This window comes from Klebsiella sp. C239 (genome assembly GCF_048822715.1).
In the GTDB taxonomy this organism is placed as follows: domain Bacteria; phylum Pseudomonadota; class Gammaproteobacteria; order Enterobacterales; family Enterobacteriaceae; genus Klebsiella; species Klebsiella quasipneumoniae.
The window spans coordinates 28,499-47,125 of record NZ_JBMEZK010000009.1 but is presented as its reverse complement, the minus strand read 5'-3'; the positions used below and the strand labels follow the sequence as shown (position 1 = coordinate 47,125).

The 18,627-nt window shown below is 61.5% G+C and carries 14 protein-coding genes and 1 riboswitch; of the genes, 10 read left to right on the top strand and 4 right to left on the bottom strand.

Annotation, left to right across the window (positions count from 1 at the left end; all coding sequences use genetic code 11):
• Positions 1 to 125: 125 nt before the first annotated feature.
• Positions 126 to 278 carry a glucose uptake inhibitor SgrT gene (sgrT, locus tag ACOI6Z_RS21295; RefSeq protein ID WP_004204309.1) on the bottom strand — a complete coding sequence of 51 codons (153 nt, stop codon included), beginning with the start codon at positions 276 to 278 and terminating at the stop codon, positions 126 to 128.
• Positions 279 to 365: 87 nt separating this feature from the next.
• On the opposite strand from sgrT, the gene sgrR reads away from it, so the two are divergent.
• The 4 genes from sgrR (at position 366) to thiQ (ending at position 5,565) form a co-directional block, all read left to right on the top strand.
• Positions 366 to 2,021, top strand: a complete 1,656-nt coding sequence (sgrR, locus tag ACOI6Z_RS21290; RefSeq protein ID WP_044521013.1) for an HTH-type transcriptional regulator SgrR — start codon at positions 366 to 368, stop codon at positions 2,019 to 2,021.
• Positions 2,022 to 2,058: 37 nt separating this feature from the next.
• A riboswitch (TPP riboswitch) is annotated at positions 2,059 to 2,278 on the top strand.
• A gap of 32 nt (positions 2,279 to 2,310) precedes the next feature.
• Entirely contained in the window at positions 2,311 to 3,294 is a 984-nt protein-coding gene (gene thiB / locus ACOI6Z_RS21285; protein WP_023291964.1) for a thiamine ABC transporter substrate binding subunit, read from the top strand.
• On the top strand, positions 3,270 to 4,880 hold the full coding sequence (gene thiP, locus ACOI6Z_RS21280; protein WP_044521011.1) for a thiamine/thiamine pyrophosphate ABC transporter permease ThiP: 1,611 nt from the start codon (positions 3,270 to 3,272) through the stop codon (positions 4,878 to 4,880). Before thiB ends, thiP begins: the two co-directional genes overlap by 25 nt.
• Complete coding sequence (gene thiQ, locus ACOI6Z_RS21275; protein WP_023291962.1) at positions 4,864 to 5,565, top strand: thiamine ABC transporter ATP-binding protein ThiQ; 702 nt, start codon at positions 4,864 to 4,866, stop codon at positions 5,563 to 5,565. The genes thiP and thiQ overlap by 17 nt, the downstream gene beginning before the upstream one ends.
• Here thiQ and ACOI6Z_RS21270 read toward each other — a convergent pair.
• Both ACOI6Z_RS21270 and araC read right to left on the bottom strand, forming a co-directional pair.
• Positions 5,552 to 6,319 carry a DedA family protein gene (locus ACOI6Z_RS21270; RefSeq protein ID WP_044521009.1) on the bottom strand — a complete coding sequence of 256 codons (768 nt, stop codon included), beginning with the start codon at positions 6,317 to 6,319 and terminating at the stop codon, positions 5,552 to 5,554. The two genes, thiQ and ACOI6Z_RS21270, sit on opposite strands and share 14 nt — an antisense overlap.
• A gap of 128 nt (positions 6,320 to 6,447) precedes the next feature.
• Positions 6,448 to 7,293, bottom strand: a complete 846-nt coding sequence (araC, locus tag ACOI6Z_RS21265) for an arabinose operon transcriptional regulator AraC (protein WP_004204301.1) — start codon at positions 7,291 to 7,293, stop codon at positions 6,448 to 6,450.
• 336 nt (positions 7,294 to 7,629) lie between these two features.
• On the opposite strand from araC, the gene araB reads away from it, so the two are divergent.
• From araB to rluA, 6 genes are all read left to right on the top strand, one after another.
• Complete coding sequence (gene araB, locus ACOI6Z_RS21260) at positions 7,630 to 9,339, top strand: ribulokinase (RefSeq protein ID WP_023291960.1); 1,710 nt, start codon at positions 7,630 to 7,632, stop codon at positions 9,337 to 9,339.
• Between the two features lie 10 nt (positions 9,340 to 9,349).
• Positions 9,350 to 10,852: an L-arabinose isomerase gene (araA, locus tag ACOI6Z_RS21255; protein WP_023291959.1), complete on the top strand. Its 1,503-nt coding sequence runs from the start codon at positions 9,350 to 9,352 to the stop codon at positions 10,850 to 10,852.
• A gap of 137 nt (positions 10,853 to 10,989) precedes the next feature.
• Entirely contained in the window at positions 10,990 to 11,685 is a 696-nt protein-coding gene (gene araD, locus ACOI6Z_RS21250; protein ID WP_420687513.1) for an L-ribulose-5-phosphate 4-epimerase, read from the top strand.
• Positions 11,686 to 11,861: 176 nt separating this feature from the next.
• On the top strand, positions 11,862 to 14,219 hold the full coding sequence (gene polB, locus ACOI6Z_RS21245) for a DNA polymerase II (protein WP_060591125.1): 2,358 nt from the start codon (positions 11,862 to 11,864) through the stop codon (positions 14,217 to 14,219).
• Positions 14,220 to 14,406: 187 nt separating this feature from the next.
• Entirely contained in the window at positions 14,407 to 17,313 is a 2,907-nt protein-coding gene (rapA, locus tag ACOI6Z_RS21240) for an RNA polymerase-associated protein RapA (protein ID WP_117129208.1), read from the top strand.
• Between the two features lie 11 nt (positions 17,314 to 17,324).
• The gene (gene rluA, locus ACOI6Z_RS21235; RefSeq protein ID WP_023291957.1) at positions 17,325 to 17,984 is read left to right on the top strand and encodes a bifunctional tRNA pseudouridine(32) synthase/23S rRNA pseudouridine(746) synthase RluA; all 660 of its coding nucleotides are present in this window, start codon (positions 17,325 to 17,327) and stop codon (positions 17,982 to 17,984) included.
• 42 nt (positions 17,985 to 18,026) lie between these two features.
• Here the strand turns inward: rluA and citX are convergent, their stop codons facing one another.
• Positions 18,027 to 18,566 (bottom strand): citrate lyase holo-[acyl-carrier protein] synthase, encoded by a 540-nt coding sequence (gene citX, locus ACOI6Z_RS21230; protein WP_004204286.1) that lies wholly within the window; start codon positions 18,564 to 18,566, stop codon positions 18,027 to 18,029.
• Positions 18,567 to 18,627: the final 61 nt, after the last annotated feature.

Here is an 18,627-nt window from a genome sequence, read left to right as displayed (position 1 = left end):
TCACGCGGCCAGAACATAGGGCTCTGGGAGTATCGACAGCGATAGACCCGGGCGAGCGCGCGCACCTGCAGCTTGAAAAACGACGAGTATAACACCAATACTCAGTCACACATGATGTCTGCAAGTCAATGATCAGAGGTCTTTGACGTCACTCCCCACTGCATCAGTTCACCCAGAATTTCCTGCTGTCGTCCTGCCATCAGGCGGGCCAGCCAGGACGCTTCCTGCGTCGCAGAAAAGTAGCGCTGATAGAACGATTTTGCGGTAGACCTCATCATATTCACCTCCTCGCTTCATCGGGATTCATTATTGGCTTAATATGGGGAGTAATAAATTGCTGAGTTTTGCGCAGGAGTTCCCCTTTTATGTCTTCCGGCCGTCTGCAACAACAGTTCATCCGTCTATGGCAGTGCTGCGACGGCAAGTCGCAGGAGACCACCCTCAACGAGCTGGCGGAAATGCTGAGCTGCTCGCGCCGCCACATGCGCACCTTGCTCAATATGATGGAGTCCCGCGGCTGGCTGACCTGGGAGGCGGAGGCTGGCCGCGGAAAACGCTCGCGGCTGACCTTTCTCTATACCGGCCTCGCCCTGCAGCAGCAGCGTGCCGAAGATCTGCTTGAGCAGGATCGCATCGATCAGCTGGTGCAACTGGTCGGCGATAAAGCCGCCGTCCGTCAGATGCTGGTCTCGCATCTCGGGCGCAGCTTCCGCCAGGGGCGGCACATCCTGCGCGTGCTCTACTACCGGCCAATGAAGAATTTACTGCCCGGCAGCGCGCTGCGGCGTTCGGAAACCCATATCGCCCGGCAAATATTCAGCGCTCTGACGCGGGTAAATGAGGAAAATGGGGAACTGGAAGCCGATATTGCTCACCACTGGCAGCAGTTGACGCCCACCCACTGGCGCTTTTTCCTCCGGCCAGGCATCCATTTTCACCATGGCCGTGAGCTGGAGATGACCGATGTGATCGCTTCTCTGCAGCGCAGCAATGCCCTACCGCTCTATTCGCATATCGAACGCATTGAGTCGCCCACCGCCTGGACCCTGGATATTCATCTGCGCCAGCCCGACCGCTGGCTACCCTGGCTGCTGGGCCAGGTACCGGCGATGGTGCTGCCGCAGGAGTGGCGGACCATGAACCACTTTTCTTCGATGCCCGTCGGCACCGGCCCGTATGCCGTGGTGCGCAACAATCAGAACCAGCTCAAGATCCACGCCTTTGAGGACTATTTTGGCTACCGGGCGCTGATCGATGAGGTGAACGTCTGGGTGCTACCGGAAATTAGCGAAGAGCCCAACGGCGGCCTGACGCTGCAGGGCAATACCGAAAGCGAAAAGGCGGTGGAGAGTCGTCTGGAAGAGGGGTGCTACTACCTGCTGTTCGACTCGCGAAGCCCGCTGGGCGCCAACGAGGCGGTGCGCCGCTGGTTAAGCTATCTGTTCCAGCCCGCGAACCTGCTCTACCACGCGGGCGAGCTTTACCAGGGCAACTGGTTTCCCGCTTACGGCCTGCTGCCGCGCTGGCATCACGCCAGCAACCACGCCTGCGACAAGCCGGCGGGCCTGGAGACGGTCACCCTCACCTACTACCGCGATCACGTCGAACATCGGGTGATCGGCGGGATCATGCGCGACCTGCTGGCGGCGCATCAGGTAAAGCTGGAGATCCAGGAGCTGGAGTACGATGCCTGGCATCGCGGCGAGGTAGTCAGCGATATCTGGCTCAACAGCGTTAACTTCACCTTGCCGATCGAATTCTCGCTATTCGCCTATCTGTACGAAGTCCCGCTGATTCAGCGCTGCATCCCCATCGACTGGCAGGAAGACGCCAGCCGCTGGCGCGCGGGAGAGTTTAATCCGGCTACCTGGAGTCAGCGCCTGCTGGCCAGCCAGCATATCGTGCCGCTGATCCATCACTGGCTGATGATTCAGGGGCAGCGCAGTATGCGCGGCGTGCGGATGAACACCCTCGGCTGGTTCGATTTTAAATCCGCATGGTTTGCGCCGCCGGAGCCGTAAGCGCTTTCCGTCATCTGACAAAATCATTACACTAAGGCCGTTCTCAACGGGGTGCTAATAAACATACGCAATATCATTCAAGTTGCATCAAGGCAGCAAGCGGGTGAATCCCCTGGAGCATAGGTAACTATGTGACTGGGGTGAACGCGCGAAGCTAACGCAGATGCGGCTTGAAGGATGAAGCGTATGGGCTGAGAAAATACCCGTCGAACCTGATCCGGATAACGCCGGCGAAGGGATTTGAGGCTCACTCAAAATCCTTTGCCACCCCTTTTTTCTGAGGTGCAAAGTGTTGAAAAAATTACTCCCGCTGCTGGCGCTGGTCGCCATGCCCGCTCTGGCTAAGCCTGTCCTCACCGTCTATACCTATGACTCCTTCTCTGCCGACTGGGGCCCCGGCCCGGCGGTCAAAAAAGCGTTTGAAGCGGACTGCGGCTGCGAGCTGAAGTTCGTCGCGCTGGAAGATGGCGTTTCGCTGCTGAATCGTCTGCGCATGGAAGGCAAGAACAGCAAGGCTGACGTCGTGCTGGGCCTGGATAACAACCTGCTGGAAGCCGCGGCGCAGAGTCAGCTGTTCGCTAAAAGCCACGTTCCCGCCAGCGCGGTTAGCGTGCCGGGCGGCTGGGATAACGACACCTTTGTCCCCTACGATTACGGCTATTTCGCCTTCGTCTATGATAAAAACAAACTGGCCAATCCGCCGAAAAGCCTGAAAGAGTTGGTCGAGAGCCCGCAGAAGTGGCGCGTCATCTATGAAGATCCGCGCACCAGCACCCCGGGGCTGGGGCTGCTGCTATGGATGCAAAAAGTCTATGGCGATAAAGCGCCCGAGGCCTGGCAGAAGCTGGCGGCGAAGACCGTTACCGTCACCAAGGGCTGGAGCGAAGCCTACGGTCTGTTCCTGAAAGGCGAAAGCGACCTGGTGTTGAGCTACACCACCTCGCCGGCCTACCACATTATTGAAGAGAAAAAAGACCACTATGCGGCGGCGAACTTCGCCGAAGGCCACTATCTGCAGGTCGAAGTTGCCGCCCGCACCGCCGCCAGCAAGCAGCCGGAACTGGCGGAGAAATTCCTCAAATTCATGGTATCTCCTGGCTTCCAGAACGCCATCCCCACCGGCAACTGGATGTATCCGGTGACCCAGGTCGCGCTGCCGGCCGGTTTTGCAACCCTGGTGAAGCCGCAGACCACGCTGACGTTTACCCCGCAGCAGGTCGCCAGCGAGCGTCAGACCTGGATTAGCGCATGGCAACGCGCCGTCAGCCGCTAAACCTTAGCGGGCTGCTGCCGGGCCTGTTCGCCGCCACGCTGCTCTGCGCCGTCGCGCTGGCGGCGTTTCTGGCGCTGTGGTTCAGCGCGCCCGGCGCGGGCTGGCAGACGATCTTCAGCGATAGCTACCTCTGGCACGTGGTGCGCTTCTCCTTCTGGCAGGCGTCGCTCTCAGCGCTGCTTTCGGTGGGCCCGGCCGTCTTTCTCGCCCGCGCGCTTTATCGGCGTCGCTTTCCCGGCCGCACCCTGCTGCTGCGCCTGTGCGCGATGACCCTGATCCTGCCGGTGCTGGTGGCGGTGTTCGGCATCCTCAGCGTCTATGGCCGCCAGGGCTGGCTGGCCTCGCTGTTTCACGCTTTCGGCTGGCAGTGGGATTTCTCGCCTTACGGCCTGCAGGGCATCCTGCTGGCGCACGTCTTTTTCAATATGCCGATGGCCACCCGCCTGCTGCTGCAGGCGCTGGAGAACATTCCCGGCGAGCAGCGGCAAATTGCCGCCCAGCTTGGCATGCGCGGCTATGCCTTCTTCCGCCTCGTCGAATGGCCATGGATGCGCCGGCACATTCCCGCCGTCGCCGCGCTGATTTTTATGCTCTGCTTTGCCAGCTTCGCCACCGTGCTGTCGCTGGGCGGCGGCCCGAAGGCCACCACCATTGAGCTGGCTATCTACCAGGCGCTGAGCTTTGACTACGATCCGGCGCGAGCGGCGATGCTGGCGTTGATCCAGATGCTCTGCTGCCTCGGGCTGGTGCTGCTCAGCCAGCGTCTCAGTAAAGCGGTGGCTATCGGCGTCAGCCATGTCCGCGGCTGGCGCGACCCTGACGATCGCCTGCATAGCCGGCTGAGCGATGGGTTGCTGATCGGCGCCGCCCTGCTGCTTCTGCTGCCGCCATTGCTGGCGGTCATCGTCGACGGGATCAACCGCAACATGCTGGACGTGCTGGCGCAGCCCGCCCTCTGGCAGGCATTGACGACTTCCCTGCGCATCGCCATTGCCGCCGGGCTGTTGAGCGTCACCCTGACGATGATGCTGCTATGGAGCAGTCGCGAGCTGCGCGCACGTCAGCGGCCGCTGGCCGGGCAGGCGATGGAGCTGAGCGGCATGCTGATCCTTGCCATGCCGGGCATCGTGCTGGCTACCGGCTTCTTCCTGCTGCTCAATAACAGCATCGGCCTTCCGGAGTCCGCCGACGGCATCGTCATCTTTACCAATGCTCTGATGGCGATCCCCTACGCGCTTAAAGTGCTGGAAAACCCGATGCGCGACATTGCCGTCCGCTACAGCATGCTCTGCCAGTCGCTGGGGATCGAAGGCCTGGCGCGGCTGCGGGTCATCGAACTTCGCGCGCTCCGGCGCCCGCTGGCCCAGGCGTTAGCCTTCGCCTGCGTGCTGTCGATTGGCGACTTCGGCGTGGTGGCGCTGTTCGGCAACGAGGCGTTCCGCACCCTGCCTTTCTATCTGTACCAGCAGATAGGCGCCTACCGCAGCCAGGACGGCGCCGTCACCGCCCTGCTTCTGCTGCTGCTCTGTTTCTTATTATTTACGCTGATTGAAAAACTTCCGGGGCGTGATGCTAAAACTCAATGATGTGACCTGGCTGTACCAGCATCTGCCGATGCGCTTTACTCTCGATGTCGCGCGCGGCGAGCGCATCGCGGTGCTCGGCCCCAGCGGCGCCGGAAAGAGCACCCTGCTGAATCTGATCGCCGGTTTTCTGCCGCCCGCCAGCGGCAGCCTGCAGATTAACGGCGAGACGCATCACGCGACGCCGCCGGCGCAGCGTCCGGTTTCGATGCTGTTCCAGGAGAATAACCTGTTTAACCATCTGACCATTCGGCAGAATATCAGTCTCGGGATCCACCCTGGCCTGAAACTGAGCCGCGAACAGCAGCAGAAAGTCACGGCGATTGCCGCCCAGATGGGAATTGATGACCTGCTTGAACGCCTGCCGGGAGAGCTCTCCGGCGGTCAACGGCAGCGCGCGGCGCTGGCCCGCTGTCTGGTGCGCCAGCAGCCAGTGCTGCTGCTGGATGAACCCTTCTCAGCGCTCGACCCGGCGCTGCGCCAGGAGATGCTGGCGCTGGTGGCTGATGTCTGCGAGCAGCAGCAGCTCACCCTGCTGATGGTCTCGCACAGCGTGGAAGATGCCGCACGCATTGCGCCGCGCTCGATTGTGGTCGCCGAAGGGCGCATTGTCTGGGATGGCGCTACCGCCGAGCTGTTAAGCGGCCACAGCAGCGCCTCGCATCTGATGGGGATCAGCGCGCAATAACCTTGTGCAGGATCGCCAGATAGACCGGCATCAGCGGATGGCGGAAGACAAACGTTAACGCCGTTGCCGCCAGCGCGACCATAAGCGGCGCCAGCCACAGCAGACGCCCGCGCGGCAGCCAGCGGGTCAGCCGATCGCCAGACGTTTTCGCGCTCCGCCACAGCCGCCAGCACAGCCACCCCGCCAGCCAGGCGAGCAGCGCCGCCCCCAGCAGCAGCCATTTAAAGCTGGCGCTGTTTTCATCGGCCGGAATATCAATCGCCGCCCCGGCGAGAATGCCAGGCAGGAAATAGAGCGGCGGCCAGAGCAGGCAGCCGATAATATTCGGTAGCACGAATTTGGCCACCGGCAGGTCGAGCATCCCGGCGACCATCGGCACCAGCGGACGCGTCGGCCCGACAAAGCGGCCAATCAGGATGGTGATCATGCTGTGCTGGTGCAGCGCATGCTCGGTTTTCTCCAGCAGGGCGCGGTTTTTCTTCATGAACGACCAGCGGTGCAGCGGCTTTTTAAAGCGCCATCCGAGCCAGAATGAGATCCAGTCGCCCAGCAGACAGCCCACGATCCCCGCCAGCCACGCCTGCCAGAAGTTAACCTCACCGCCGCCAATCAGCGCCCCAAGGCCGGCCATCATCACCGTTCCGGGTAAGATAAGCCCCACCAGCGCCAGCGACTCGAGAAAGGCCACCAGCATCACGGCTAACAGCGAGTAGACCGTGGATTGGGTAATAAAGTGTTCGAGCAATGCTTGCATAATGTACCCGGTTAAAAAACGAAGCCCGGATTCTCCGAAGCCATCGCGCCGTCGTCAAGCCACCAATTGTCTTAATAGTTTACTGGCTGTGACATTTAAGCGGGTCATCATTTCACTTTCTTTACTTTTTATTCACATCCCGCGCGGAATTCGCTCGGGCTGGCGCCGGTGCATTTTTTGAACACGCGGGAAAAATAGAGCTGATCTTCAAAGCCGACGTTGCGCCCGACGGTGGCGATCGGCATCCGCGTGGTGCTCAGCAACAGTTTGGCCTGGCTGATACGCTGGTCCTCCCGCCAGCCGAGGACGCTGATCCCCAGCTGCTGGCGAAACAGGTGCGACAGGCGCGAGGGCGACAGGCAGACGTGCTGGGCGACGCTGGCGATATCAAAATGGCTGTCCGCCAGATGGTCGCTGATGTACTGGCAGGCGTCGCGCACCCGGTTATCCAGCGGCGGATGCAGCGATTCGTTGATCGCCTCCATCCGCCGCAGCAGGAGCTGTTCCAGCAGATTAATCGCCAGCAGTTCGGAATAGCGCCCCGCCCCTTGCCCGGCATCGACGATCTGGCCGAACAGCTCGCCAAAGCGCGCCTGCCACTGCTCGTCCGGACGGAAAAAGCCGGTCTGGGCGAAGATCGTCGGCCAGTTGAGCCACTCGTGCCAGTAGGCGCGCGGGCGGAAGTAGACCCACTGGTGATACCACTCGCTGGCGTCGGGATGGCGGCCATAGTGATGGATCTCCCCCGGCGGGAACAGCAGCATATCGCCCGGCCGGCAGACAAACTGCTCGCCGTGGTTGTTGATTACGCCCTCGCCGCGGATCGTCAGGTTGAGGATATAGCCTTTCATACCCAGCGGGCGGTCGATAAAGAAATCCAGGTATCCCTGCGCCTCAATCGGCGTCAGGCCGGTGACCAGATGAGCGTTAAAAGAGTAGCCCGGCAGCAGCGGATCGTTTTGCGTTTCGGCCATACGCGTGGTTCTCCCGAAGGTATTAGTGACACCAATTGTCCATATTCATCATTTTATCGCTCTCGGCCCTGTCACGACTGCGACGGCGGTGGAAATTTCGCTAAAAAGCCGCACAGCAAGCGAAAAAAGCGCCAGCAGCGTGCATTCCACCGGGATATGCCGGGTAACAAAAGTGTCTATAAATACGGCAGGAAAGTCCACATCGAATATTTGCACGGCGTCACACTTTGCGAGGTGACAGCAAAATAATCCATAAGATTAGCGAATCCGGCCTGACGGATTTTGCCGGGGATATCTACTGTTGCTGCATGAATGATTTCTGCATGGAGTAACAAGATGGCAATTGCGATTGGCCTCGACTTTGGTAGTGACTCAGTCCGCGCCCTGGCGGTGGAATGCGCGTCCGGCGCAGAACTGGCGGCAAGCGTGGAGTGGTATCCGCGCTGGCGGGAAGGACAGTATTGCGATGGCGCGAACAACCGCTTCCGCCACCACCCGCGAGATTACATCGAGTCCATGGAAGCGGCGCTGAAAAGCGTACTTGCCTCCCTGAGCGCCGAACAGCGCGCCGACGTCGTGGGCATTGGCGTCGACAGCACCGGCTCAACCCCGGCTCCCGTTGATGCCGAGGGTAACGTGCTGGCGCTGCGCGAAGAATTCGCTGACAACCCTAACGCCATGTTTGTCCTGTGGAAGGATCATACCGCGGTCGAGGAAGCCGAGGCGATCACCCGCCTGTGCCACCAGCCGGGCAAAGAGGATTACTCGCGCTATATCGGCGGGATCTACTCCAGCGAATGGTTCTGGGCAAAAATCCTCCACGTCACCCGGGAAGATAGCGCCGTCGCCCAGGCAGCCGCCTCGTGGGTGGAGCTTTGCGACTGGGTGCCCGCCCTGCTCTCCGGCACTACGCGTCCGCAGGATCTGCGCCGCGGCCGCTGCAGCGCCGGGCATAAATCGCTGTGGCATGAGAGCTGGGGCGGGCTGCCGCCGGCCAGCTTCTTCGATGAGCTTGATCCCATCATTAACCAGCATCTGGCCTGGCCGCTGTTCACCGATACCTGGACGGCCGATGTGCCGGTCGGCACGCTAAGCGCAGAGTGGGCCCAGCGCCTGGGTCTGTCGCAGACCGTGGCCATCTCCGGCGGCGCCTTCGACTGTCATATGGGCGCCGTTGGCGCTGGCGCGCAGCCTAACGCGCTGGTGAAAGTCATCGGCACCTCCACCTGCGACATTCTGATTGCCGATAAAGAGAGCGTCGGCGACCGCACGGTCAAAGGCATCTGCGGCCAGGTCGACGGCAGCGTGGTCCCGCACTTTATCGGTATGGAGGCAGGCCAGTCCGCCTTCGGCGATATTTACGCCTGGTTTGGGCGCATCCTCGGCTGGCCGCTGGAACAGCTGGCCCAGCAGCATCCGGAATTACGCGAACAAATCAAAGCCAGCCAAAAACAGTTACTGCCGGCGCTCACCGAAGCCTGGGCCAGTAACCCATCGCTCGATCATCTGCCGGTAGTGCTGGACTGGTTCAACGGCCGCCGCACGCCGAATGCCAACCAGCGCCTGAAAGGGGTGATCACCGACCTTAACCTGGCCACCGACGCGCCGGCGCTATTCGGCGGACTGATCGCCGCCACCGCCTTCGGTGCCCGCGCCATTATGGAGTGCTTCACCGAGCAGGGGATCCCGGTTAACAACGTCATGGCCCTCGGCGGTATCGCACGGAAAAACCAGGTCATCATGCAGGCCTGCTGCGACGTGCTGAACCGCCCGCTGCAGATTGTCGCCTCCGATCAGTGCTGTGCGCTGGGGGCGGCTATCTTCGCCGCCGTCGCCGCCGGCGTCTATGAGGATATTCCAGCCGCCCAGCAGCGGATGGCAAGCCAGGTGGAAACCACCCTGCAGCCGCGCCCGGCGCAGGCGCAACGTTTCGAACAACTCTATCAGCGCTACCAGCAGTGGTCGGTCAGCGCCGAACAACACTATCTCCCTTCGGCTGCAAAGGCGGAAAAAGCCCCGCAATCTCAGGCAGCGCTCACCCATTAAGGATACGAAAATGACGATTTTTGATAACTATGAAGTATGGTTCGTTATTGGCAGCCAACATCTCTACGGCCCGGAAGCCCTGCGCCAGGTGACGAAGCATGCCGAACATGTGGTGAACAGCCTGAATGCGGAAGCCAAACTGCCGTGCAAACTGGTCCTCAAGCCGCTGGGCACTACCCCGGACGAGATCACCCATATCTGCCGCGACGCCAACTACGATGACAAATGCGCCGGGTTAGTGGTCTGGCTGCATACCTTCTCGCCGGCAAAAATGTGGATCAACGGCCTGACCATCCTCAACAAGCCGCTGCTGCAGTTCCATACGCAGTACAATGCCGCGCTGCCGTGGGACAGCATCGATATGGACTTTATGAACCTGAACCAGACCGCGCACGGCGGCCGCGAGTTCGGCTTCATCGGCGCCCGTATGCGCCAGCAGCACAGCGTGGTGACCGGCCACTGGCAGGATAAAGAGGCCCACCAGCGCATCGGCGGCTGGATGCGCCAGGCGGTCTCCAGACAGGATACCCGTCATCTGAAAGTGTGCCGTTTCGGCGATAACATGCGTGAAGTGGCGGTGACCGACGGCGATAAAGTCGCGGCGCAGATCAAGTTTGGCTTCTCAGTGAACACCTGGGCGGTCGGCGATCTGGTGCAGGTGGTCAACAGCGTCAGCGACGGCGATATCAGCGCGCTGGTCGATGAATACGAGAGCAGCTACCGTCTGACCCCGGCGGCGCAGGTTCACGGCGACAAGCGCCAGAACGTGCTGGACGCCGCGCGCATTGAGCTGGGGATGAAACGCTTCCTCGAACAGGGCGGTTTCCACGCCTTTACCACCACCTTTGAAGATCTCCACGGCCTGAAACAGCTCCCGGGTCTCGCCGTACAGCGCCTGATGCAGCAGGGCTACGGCTTTGCCGGCGAGGGCGACTGGAAAACCGCCGCTCTGCTTCGCATCATGAAGGTGATGTCAACTGGTCTGCAGGGCGGCACCTCCTTTATGGAGGATTACACCTACCACTTCGACAATGGCAACGATCTGGTGCTCGGCTCGCACATGCTGGAAGTGTGCCCGACGATCGCCACCGCCGAGAAACCGATCCTCGACGTCCAGCCGCTGGGCATCGGCGGCAAAGCGGATCCGGCGCGCCTGATCTTCAATACCCAGACCGGCCCGGCGATTGTCGCCAGCCTGATCGACCTGGGAGACCGCTTCCGTCTGCTGGTCAACACCATTGAAACCGTCCCGACGCCGCACGATCTGCCGAAGCTGCCGGTGGCCAACGCCCTGTGGAAAGCGCAGCCGGATCTGCGTACCGCTTCGGAAGCCTGGATCATCGCCGGCGGCGCGCACCATACCGTCTTCAGCCATGCGCTGAACCTCGACGATATGCGCCAGTTCGCCGAGCTGAATGATATCGAGCTGACCGTCATCGACAACGATACCCGTCTGCCGGCCTTCAAAGACGCGCTGCGCTGGAATGAAGTCTATTACGGTTCAAAACGCTAAAAGGTCGTCCCCTCACCCTCCCCCTTTCCCCGCCGGGGAGAGGGTACCGGCCGGGCGCGATGCCGCCTTTCTCTCTCTCCCGCCGGGAGAGGGCCGGGGTGAGGGATACCCGACTCGCCTGCTATTCGGAGCACACTATGTTAGAAGATCTTAAACGCCAGGTTCTGGAAGCCAACTTAGCGCTGCCGCAGCATAATCTGGTGACCTTAACCTGGGGCAACGTCAGCGCCGTCGACCACGACCAGGGCGTTCTGGTTATCAAACCCTCCGGCGTGGATTATCGCGTAATGACCGCCGACGATATGGTGGTGGTCAGTCTGGAGAGCGGCGAAGTGGTGGAGGGTAAGAAGAAGCCCTCGTCGGATACCCCGACCCATCGCCTGCTGTATCAGGCTTTCCCGACGCTGGGCGGCATTGTGCATACCCATTCGCGCCACGCCACCATCTGGGCGCAGGCCGGGCAAGCTATTCCGGCGACCGGCACCACCCACGCCGACTATTTCTATGGTCCGGTGCCCTGCACCCGGCTGATGACCGATGCGGAGATCAATGGCGAATACGAATGGGAAACCGGCAAGGTGATTGTTGAAACCTTCCGCCAGCGCGAGATCGACCCGGCGCAGATGCCTGGCGTGCTGGTTCATTCCCACGGCCCGTTCGCATGGGGTAAAAATGCCGAAGACGCGGTGCATAACGCCATCGTGCTGGAAGAGATCGCGTATATGGGCATCTTCTGCCGCCAGCTGGCGCCGCAGCTGCCGGATATGCAGCAGACCCTGCTGGATAAGCACTATCTGCGTAAGCACGGGGCTAAAGCCTACTACGGCCAATAATCACCCTGCTCGCGCTGCGCCTGGCAGGGCTACGGCTCTGCCGCGTCGGGTAGCCCGGATAAGCGCGCAAGCCGAAATCCGGCGCCACCTTAGCGCCGAGTACCTGTATAAAACCCCAGCACCCCCTGAGAAACCAGGCTATAATCAGGCCTGGTTTTTTATCGTTGAGAGCACCCGTGACCCAGCCACGAGCAGGTTTTTTACTCACCCGTCACTGGCGGGACACTCCGCAAGGCACCGAGCTGTCCTTCTGGCTGGCCACCGACGACGGTCCGCTGCAGGTCACGCTGCCGCCGCAGGAGTCCGTCGCCTTTATCCCCGCCGCGCAGCGGGCGCAGGCTGAGCGACTGCTGCAGGGTGAGAAAGGCTTCCGCTTCGCCCCGCTGGCCCTGAAAGATTTCCACCGCCAGCCGGTGGTCGGCCTCTACTGCCGCGCCCATCGTCAATTGATGCGTCTGGAGAAGATGCTCCGCGACAGCGGCGTCACCCTCTATGAGGGCGATATCCGTCCGCCGGAGCGCTACCTGATGGAGCGCTTTATTACCGCCCCGGTGTGGGTGGAAGGCGAAACGCGTGGCCCGCATCTGGTCAACGCGCGCATGAAACCCCATCCTGACTATCGCCCGCCGCTGAAATGGGTGTCGCTGGATATCGAAACCAGCCGTCACGGCGAGCTGTACTGCATCGGCCTGGAAGGCTGCGGTCAGCGGGTGGTCTACATGCTGGGCCCCGAACCGGAAACGCCGCCAGACGTCGATTTCGATCTGGTCTACGTCGCCAGTCGCCCCCTGCTGCTGGAAAAGCTCAACGCCTGGTTTGCCGATCACGATCCCGACGTGCTGATCGGCTGGAACGTGGTGCAGTTCGATCTGCGCGTCCTGCAAAAGCATGCCGAACGCTATCGTATCCCGATGCGGCTCGGCCGCGGCAACAGCGAGCTGGAGTGGCGCGAGCACGGCTTTAAGAACGGCGTCTTCTTCGCCCAGGCCAACGGCCGGCTGATTATCGACGGTATCGAGGCGCTGAAATCGGCGTTCTGGAATTTCTCCTCCTTTTCACTGGAGGCGGTGGCGCGCGAGCTGTTGGGCGAAGGCAAAGCCATCGACAACCCGTGGGATCGGATGGACGAGATCGATCGCCGCTTCCATGACGATAAACCGGCGCTGGCCATCTATAACCTACAGGACTGCGAGCTGGTGACGCGGATCTTCCACAAAACGGAGATCATGCCGTTTCTGCTCGAACGAGCGACGGTCAACGGCCTGCCCGCCGATCGCCACGGCGGCTCGGTCGCCGCCTTCAGCCACCTCTATTTTCCGCGCATGCACCGCCTGGGCTACGTGGCGCCGAACCTCGGCGACGTGCCGCCGCAGGCGAGCCCCGGCGGCTATGTGATGGACTCCCGCCCCGGCCTGTATGACTCGGTGCTGGTCCTGGACTACAAGAGCCTGTATCCGTCGATCATTCGCACCTTTTTAATCGATCCGGTCGGCCTGGTGGAGGGTCTGGCGCAGCCCGATGACCAGCACAGCATTGAGGGCTTCCTCGGCGCCCGCTTCTCGCGAGACAAGCACTGCCTGCCGGGGATTGTCAGCCAGATCTGGCATGGCCGCGATGAAGCCAAGCGCCGGCACAATAAGCCGCTCTCCCAGGCGCTGAAGATCATCATGAACGCCTTTTACGGCGTACTGGGCACCAGCGCCTGCCGCTTCTTCGACCCGCGTCTCGCCTCGTCGATCACCATGCGCGGCCACGCGATCATGCGTCAGACCAAAGCGTTAATTGAAGCCAAAGGCTATGACGTTATCTACGGCGATACCGACTCCACTTTCGTCTGGCTTAAGCGCCCGCACAGCGAAGCGCAGGCGGCGGAGATTGGCCGGACGCTGGTGAACGATGTCAACGCCTGGTGGGCGCAGGAGCTTGGCAAAAGCCAGCTTACCAGCGCCCTGGAGCTGGAATACGAAACCCACTTCTGCCGTTTTCTGATGCCGACGATCCGCGGCGCCGATACCGGCAGCAAGAAGCGTTACGCCGGCATGATTCAGGAGGGCGACGGCCAGCGCATGGTTTTCAAAGGGCTGGAAACGGTGCGCACCGACTGGACGCCGCTGGCCCAGCAGTTTCAGCAGGAGCTGTACCTGCGCATCTTCCGCAACCAGCCGTATCAGGATTATGTGCGGGAGACTATCGCCAGGCTGATGAACGGCGAGCTCGATGAGCAGCTGGTTTATCGCAAACGCCTGCGCCGGCCGCTGGCGGAGTATCAGCGCAACGTGCCGCCTCATGTGCGCGCCGCGAGGCTTGCCGATGAGCACAACCTGAAGCGGGGTCGGGCGCAGCAGTATCAGCAGCGCGGCACCATCAAATACGTCTGGACCACCGGCGGCCCGGAACCGGTGGATTATCAGCAATCGCCGCTCGATTACGACCACTATTTGTCAAAGCAGCTGCAGCCGGTGGCGGAAGGGATCCTGCCCTTCGTCAACGACGACTTTGCTACAATAGTGACAGGACAGCTGGGGCTATTTTGATTTTTTCACACCCATTCTGCGGGCGCAGAAGCCTGAAAATGAACCGTGAGGAGGACGTGACGAACGTTCTGCCATCCAGTAATATAGCGCCCTTTCCATTCCTGGCCCCAATTTTGACGCATCTCCGGTTGTACATGGGGATGATCAACTATTGCCTGCAATTAAAGAACTAAAGAGCCGAACATATATGCCTTTTACACTTGGTCAACGCTGGATTAGCGACACAGAGAGCGAACTAGGATTAGGGACGGTGGTAGCGCTGGATGCGCGCATGGTCACTCTCCTCTTCCCCGCCATCGGCGAAAACCGTCTGTACTCACGCAACGATTCCCCGATCACTCGCGTGATGTTTAACCCGGGCGACACCATTACCAGCCACGAAGGCTGGCAGCTCCACGTTGACAAAGTGCATGAAGAGAACGGGCTGCTGTCCTACACCGGCACCCGCCTCGATACCCAGGAAGCGAACGTCACCCTGCGTGAAGTGCTGCTCGACAGCAAACTGGTGTTCAGCAAGCCGCAGGACCGCCTGTTCGCCGGCCAAATCGACCGCATGGACCGCTTTGCCCTGCGCTACCGCGCGCGCAAGTTCCAGAGCGAGCAGTACCGCATGCCGTGGAGCGGCCTGCGCGGCCAGCGCACCAGCCTGATCCCGCATCAGCTGAACATCGCCCACGACGTGGGTCGTCGTCACGCTCCGCGCGTCCTGCTGGCCGATGAAGTGGGCTTAGGTAAAACCATCGAAGCCGGGATGATCCTGCACCAGCAGCTGCTCTCCGGCGCCGCCGAGCGCGTACTGATTGTGGTCCCGGAAACCCTTCAGCACCAGTGGCTGGTGGAGATGCTGCGCCGCTTCAACCTGCGCTTCTCGCTGTTTGACGACGAGCGCTACACCGAAGCGCAGCATGACGCCTATAACCCGTTTGAAACCGAACAGCTGGTGATCTGCTCTTTAGACTTCGTGCGCCGCAGCAAGCAGCGTCTGGAGCATCTGTGCGACGCCGAGTGGGACCTGATGGTGGTCGATGAAGCGCACCACCTGGTGTGGAGCGAAGAGGCGCCGAGCCGCGAATATCAAGCCATTGAACAGCTGGCCGAGCGCGTGCCGGGCATTCTGCTGCTGACCGCGACGCCGGAACAGCTGGGGATGGAGAGCCACTTTGCGCGCCTGCGCCTGCTGGATCCGAACCGCTTCCACGATTTCGCGCAGTTTGTCGAAGAACAGCAGAACTACCGTCCGGTGGCCGACGCCGTCGCCCTGCTGCTGGCGGGCAACAAGCTGAGCGATAACGAACTCAATACCCTCGGCGATCTGATCGGCGAGCAGGATATCGAGCCGCTGCTGCAGGCCGCCAACAGCGATCGCGAAGACGCCCAGGCCGCGCGCCAGGAGCTGGTCTCGATGCTGATGGACCGCCACGGCACCAGCCGCGTGCTGTTCCGTAACACCCGTAACGGCGTCAAAGGTTTCCCGAAACGCGAGCTGCACACCATTCGCCTGCCGCTGCCGACCCAGTACCAGACGGCCATCAAAGTGTCCGGCATCATGGGCGCCCGCAAAACCGCGGAAGAGCGCGCGCGCGACATGCTCTATCCGGAGCAGATCTATCAGGAATTTGAAGGCGATACCGGCACCTGGTGGAACTTCGACCCGCGCGTCGAGTGGCTGATGGGCTACCTGACCAGCCACCGTTCGCAGAAGGTGCTGGTGATCTGCGCCAAGGCCGCCACCGCGCTGCAGCTGGAGCAGGTGCTGCGCGAGCGCGAAGGTATCCGCGCCGCCGTGTTCCATGAAGGAATGTCGATTATCGAACGCGACCGCGCCGCGGCGTGGTTTGCCGAAGAAGACACCGGCGCCCAGGTGCTGCTGTGCTCTGAGATCGGTTCCGAAGGACGCAACTTCCAGTTCGCCAGCAATCTGGTGATGTTCGATCTGCCGTTTAACCCGGATCTGCTGGAGCAGCGTATCGGCCGCCTCGACCGTATCGGCCAGGCGCACGATATCCAGATCCACGTCCCGTACCTGGAAAAGACCGCGCAGTCGGTGCTGGTGCGCTGGTACCACGAAGGTCTCGACGCCTTCGAGCATACCTGCCCGACCGGACGGACCGTTTACGACAGCGTCCATGACGAGCTGATCAACTACCTTGCGGCGCCGGAATCCACCGACGGCTTTGACGATCTGATCAAGTCCTGCCGCCAGCAGCATGACGCCCTGAAAGCGCAGCTGGAGCAGGGCCGCGACCGTCTGCTGGAGATCCACTCCAACGGCGGCGAGAAAGCTCAGGCCCTGGCGGAGAGCATCGAAGAGCAGGATGACGACACCAGCCTGATCGCCTTCTCGATGAACCTGTTCGATATCGTCGGCATCAACCAGGACGACCGCGGCGAAAGCCTGATCGTCCTCACCCCTTCCGACCATATGCTGGTCCCGGACTTCCCGGGTCTGCCGGAGGACGGCTGCACTATCACCTTCGAGCGTGACGTGGCGCTGTCCCGTGAAGACGCGCAGTTCATCACCTGGGAGCACCCGCTGATTCGCAACGGCCTCGACCTGATCCTCTCCGGCGATACCGGCAGCAGCACCATTTCCCTACTGAAGAACAAGGCGCTGCCGGTCGGCACTCTGCTGCTGGAGCTGATCTACGTGGTCGAAGCGCAGGCGCCGAAGCAGCTGCAGCTCAACCGCTTCCTGCCGGCGACCCCGGTTCGCATGCTGCTGGATAAAAACGGCAACAACCTCGCCGGCCAGGTGGAGTTTGAAAGCTTCAACCGCCAGCTGAGCGCGGTCAATCGCCACACCGGCAGCAAGCTGGTCAACGCGGTTCAACAGGACGTTCACGCCATTCTGCAGCAGGGCGAAGCGCAGATCGCCAAGGCGGCGCAGGGGCTGATCGACGCGGCGCGTAGCGAAGCCGACGATAAGCTGACGGCGGAGCTCTCCCGTCTGGAAGCGCTGAAGGCGGTCAACCCGAACATCCGTGACGACGAACTGGCGGCGATTGAAAGTAACCGCCAGCAGGTGCTGGAGGCGCTGGGACAGGCCGGATGGCGTCTGGACGCGCTGCGTCTGATCGTCGTCACTCACCAGTAACGGAACGCAAAATGGCGATGGAAAACTACAATCCGCCGCAGGATCCCTGGCTGGTGATCCTGTATCAGGATGAGCACATCATGGTGGTCAACAAGCCGAGCGGCTTGTTGTCCGTGCCGGGTCGTCTTGATGAACATAAAGACAGCGTGATGACGCGCATTCAGCGCGACTTCCCGCAGGCCGAATCGGTGCATCGCCTTGATATGGCCACCAGCGGCGTGATTGTGGTGGCGCTGAATAAGGCGGCGGAACGCGAACTGAAGCGTCAGTTCCGCGAGCGCGAGCCGAAGAAGCAGTACATCGCCCGCGTCTGGGGCCATCCGCAGCCGGCGGAGGGCCTGGTGGATTTACCGCTGATTTGCGACTGGCCGAACCGGCCAAAGCAGAAGGTGTGTTATGAAACCGGCAAAGCGGCGCAGACCGAGTATGAGGTGCTGGAGTACGCGGAAGATAACACCGCCCGCGTGCGCCTGAAGCCGATTACCGGACGGTCGCACCAGCTGCGCGTGCATATGCTGGCGCTGGGGCATCCGATCCTTGGCGACCGCTTTTACGCCACGCCTGAGGCGCTGGCGATGGCCCCGCGCCTGCTGCTGCACGCTGAGACGCTCACCATTACCCACCCCGCCTACGGCAACGCGATGACCTTCCGCGCGCCGATCGACTTTTAGGACCTCCCCGGCAGCGCTTTGCCGCCGGGGAATACTGACCCGTTAATCGCGGGCAAACCACGCGTCAATCATCTGCTCAACGCGGGCAACGACGAGATCGGTGTCGTGACGACGACTGCGCGCGCAGGCGTGCGCCGGCTCATCGCACAGCAGGCAGCGGCGCTGCGACTCGCCCAGCGACTGGCGTCCCACCTGGCCGCTCTGCGGACAGATCACATCGATATCCCACAAGCGTCCCAGCGGATGGCTCTGCTCCAGCGTACTGCACATCGCTTTGATTTCGCTGGCCGGGTGCGCCACGCACCACAGCGCTTCAGGCCCGGTCGGCAGCCACAGCACCTGACGATCCAGCGTTTGCCAGCGGTGCTTCCACAGCAGTTGATCGCAGGCCTGGAGGGCTACGCCCATCATGTTGCGATAGCGAATGCTGTCCTTCACCGCCCCGGGGGTCACCAGGGTCAGGGAAATAACAGGCTGCTGATAATGGGCCAACCAGTCGGCCTGGCGGGCTGCACGCTGCTCTTTCGCCGCCAGCAATGCGTCGATGCTGACGCCCGCCTGGGCGGGAGTATCCACTGACATTAATTCCTCTCCTACATATGATAAATGCGACAGCGCCTGGACTGTCATGATGATGGTTGCG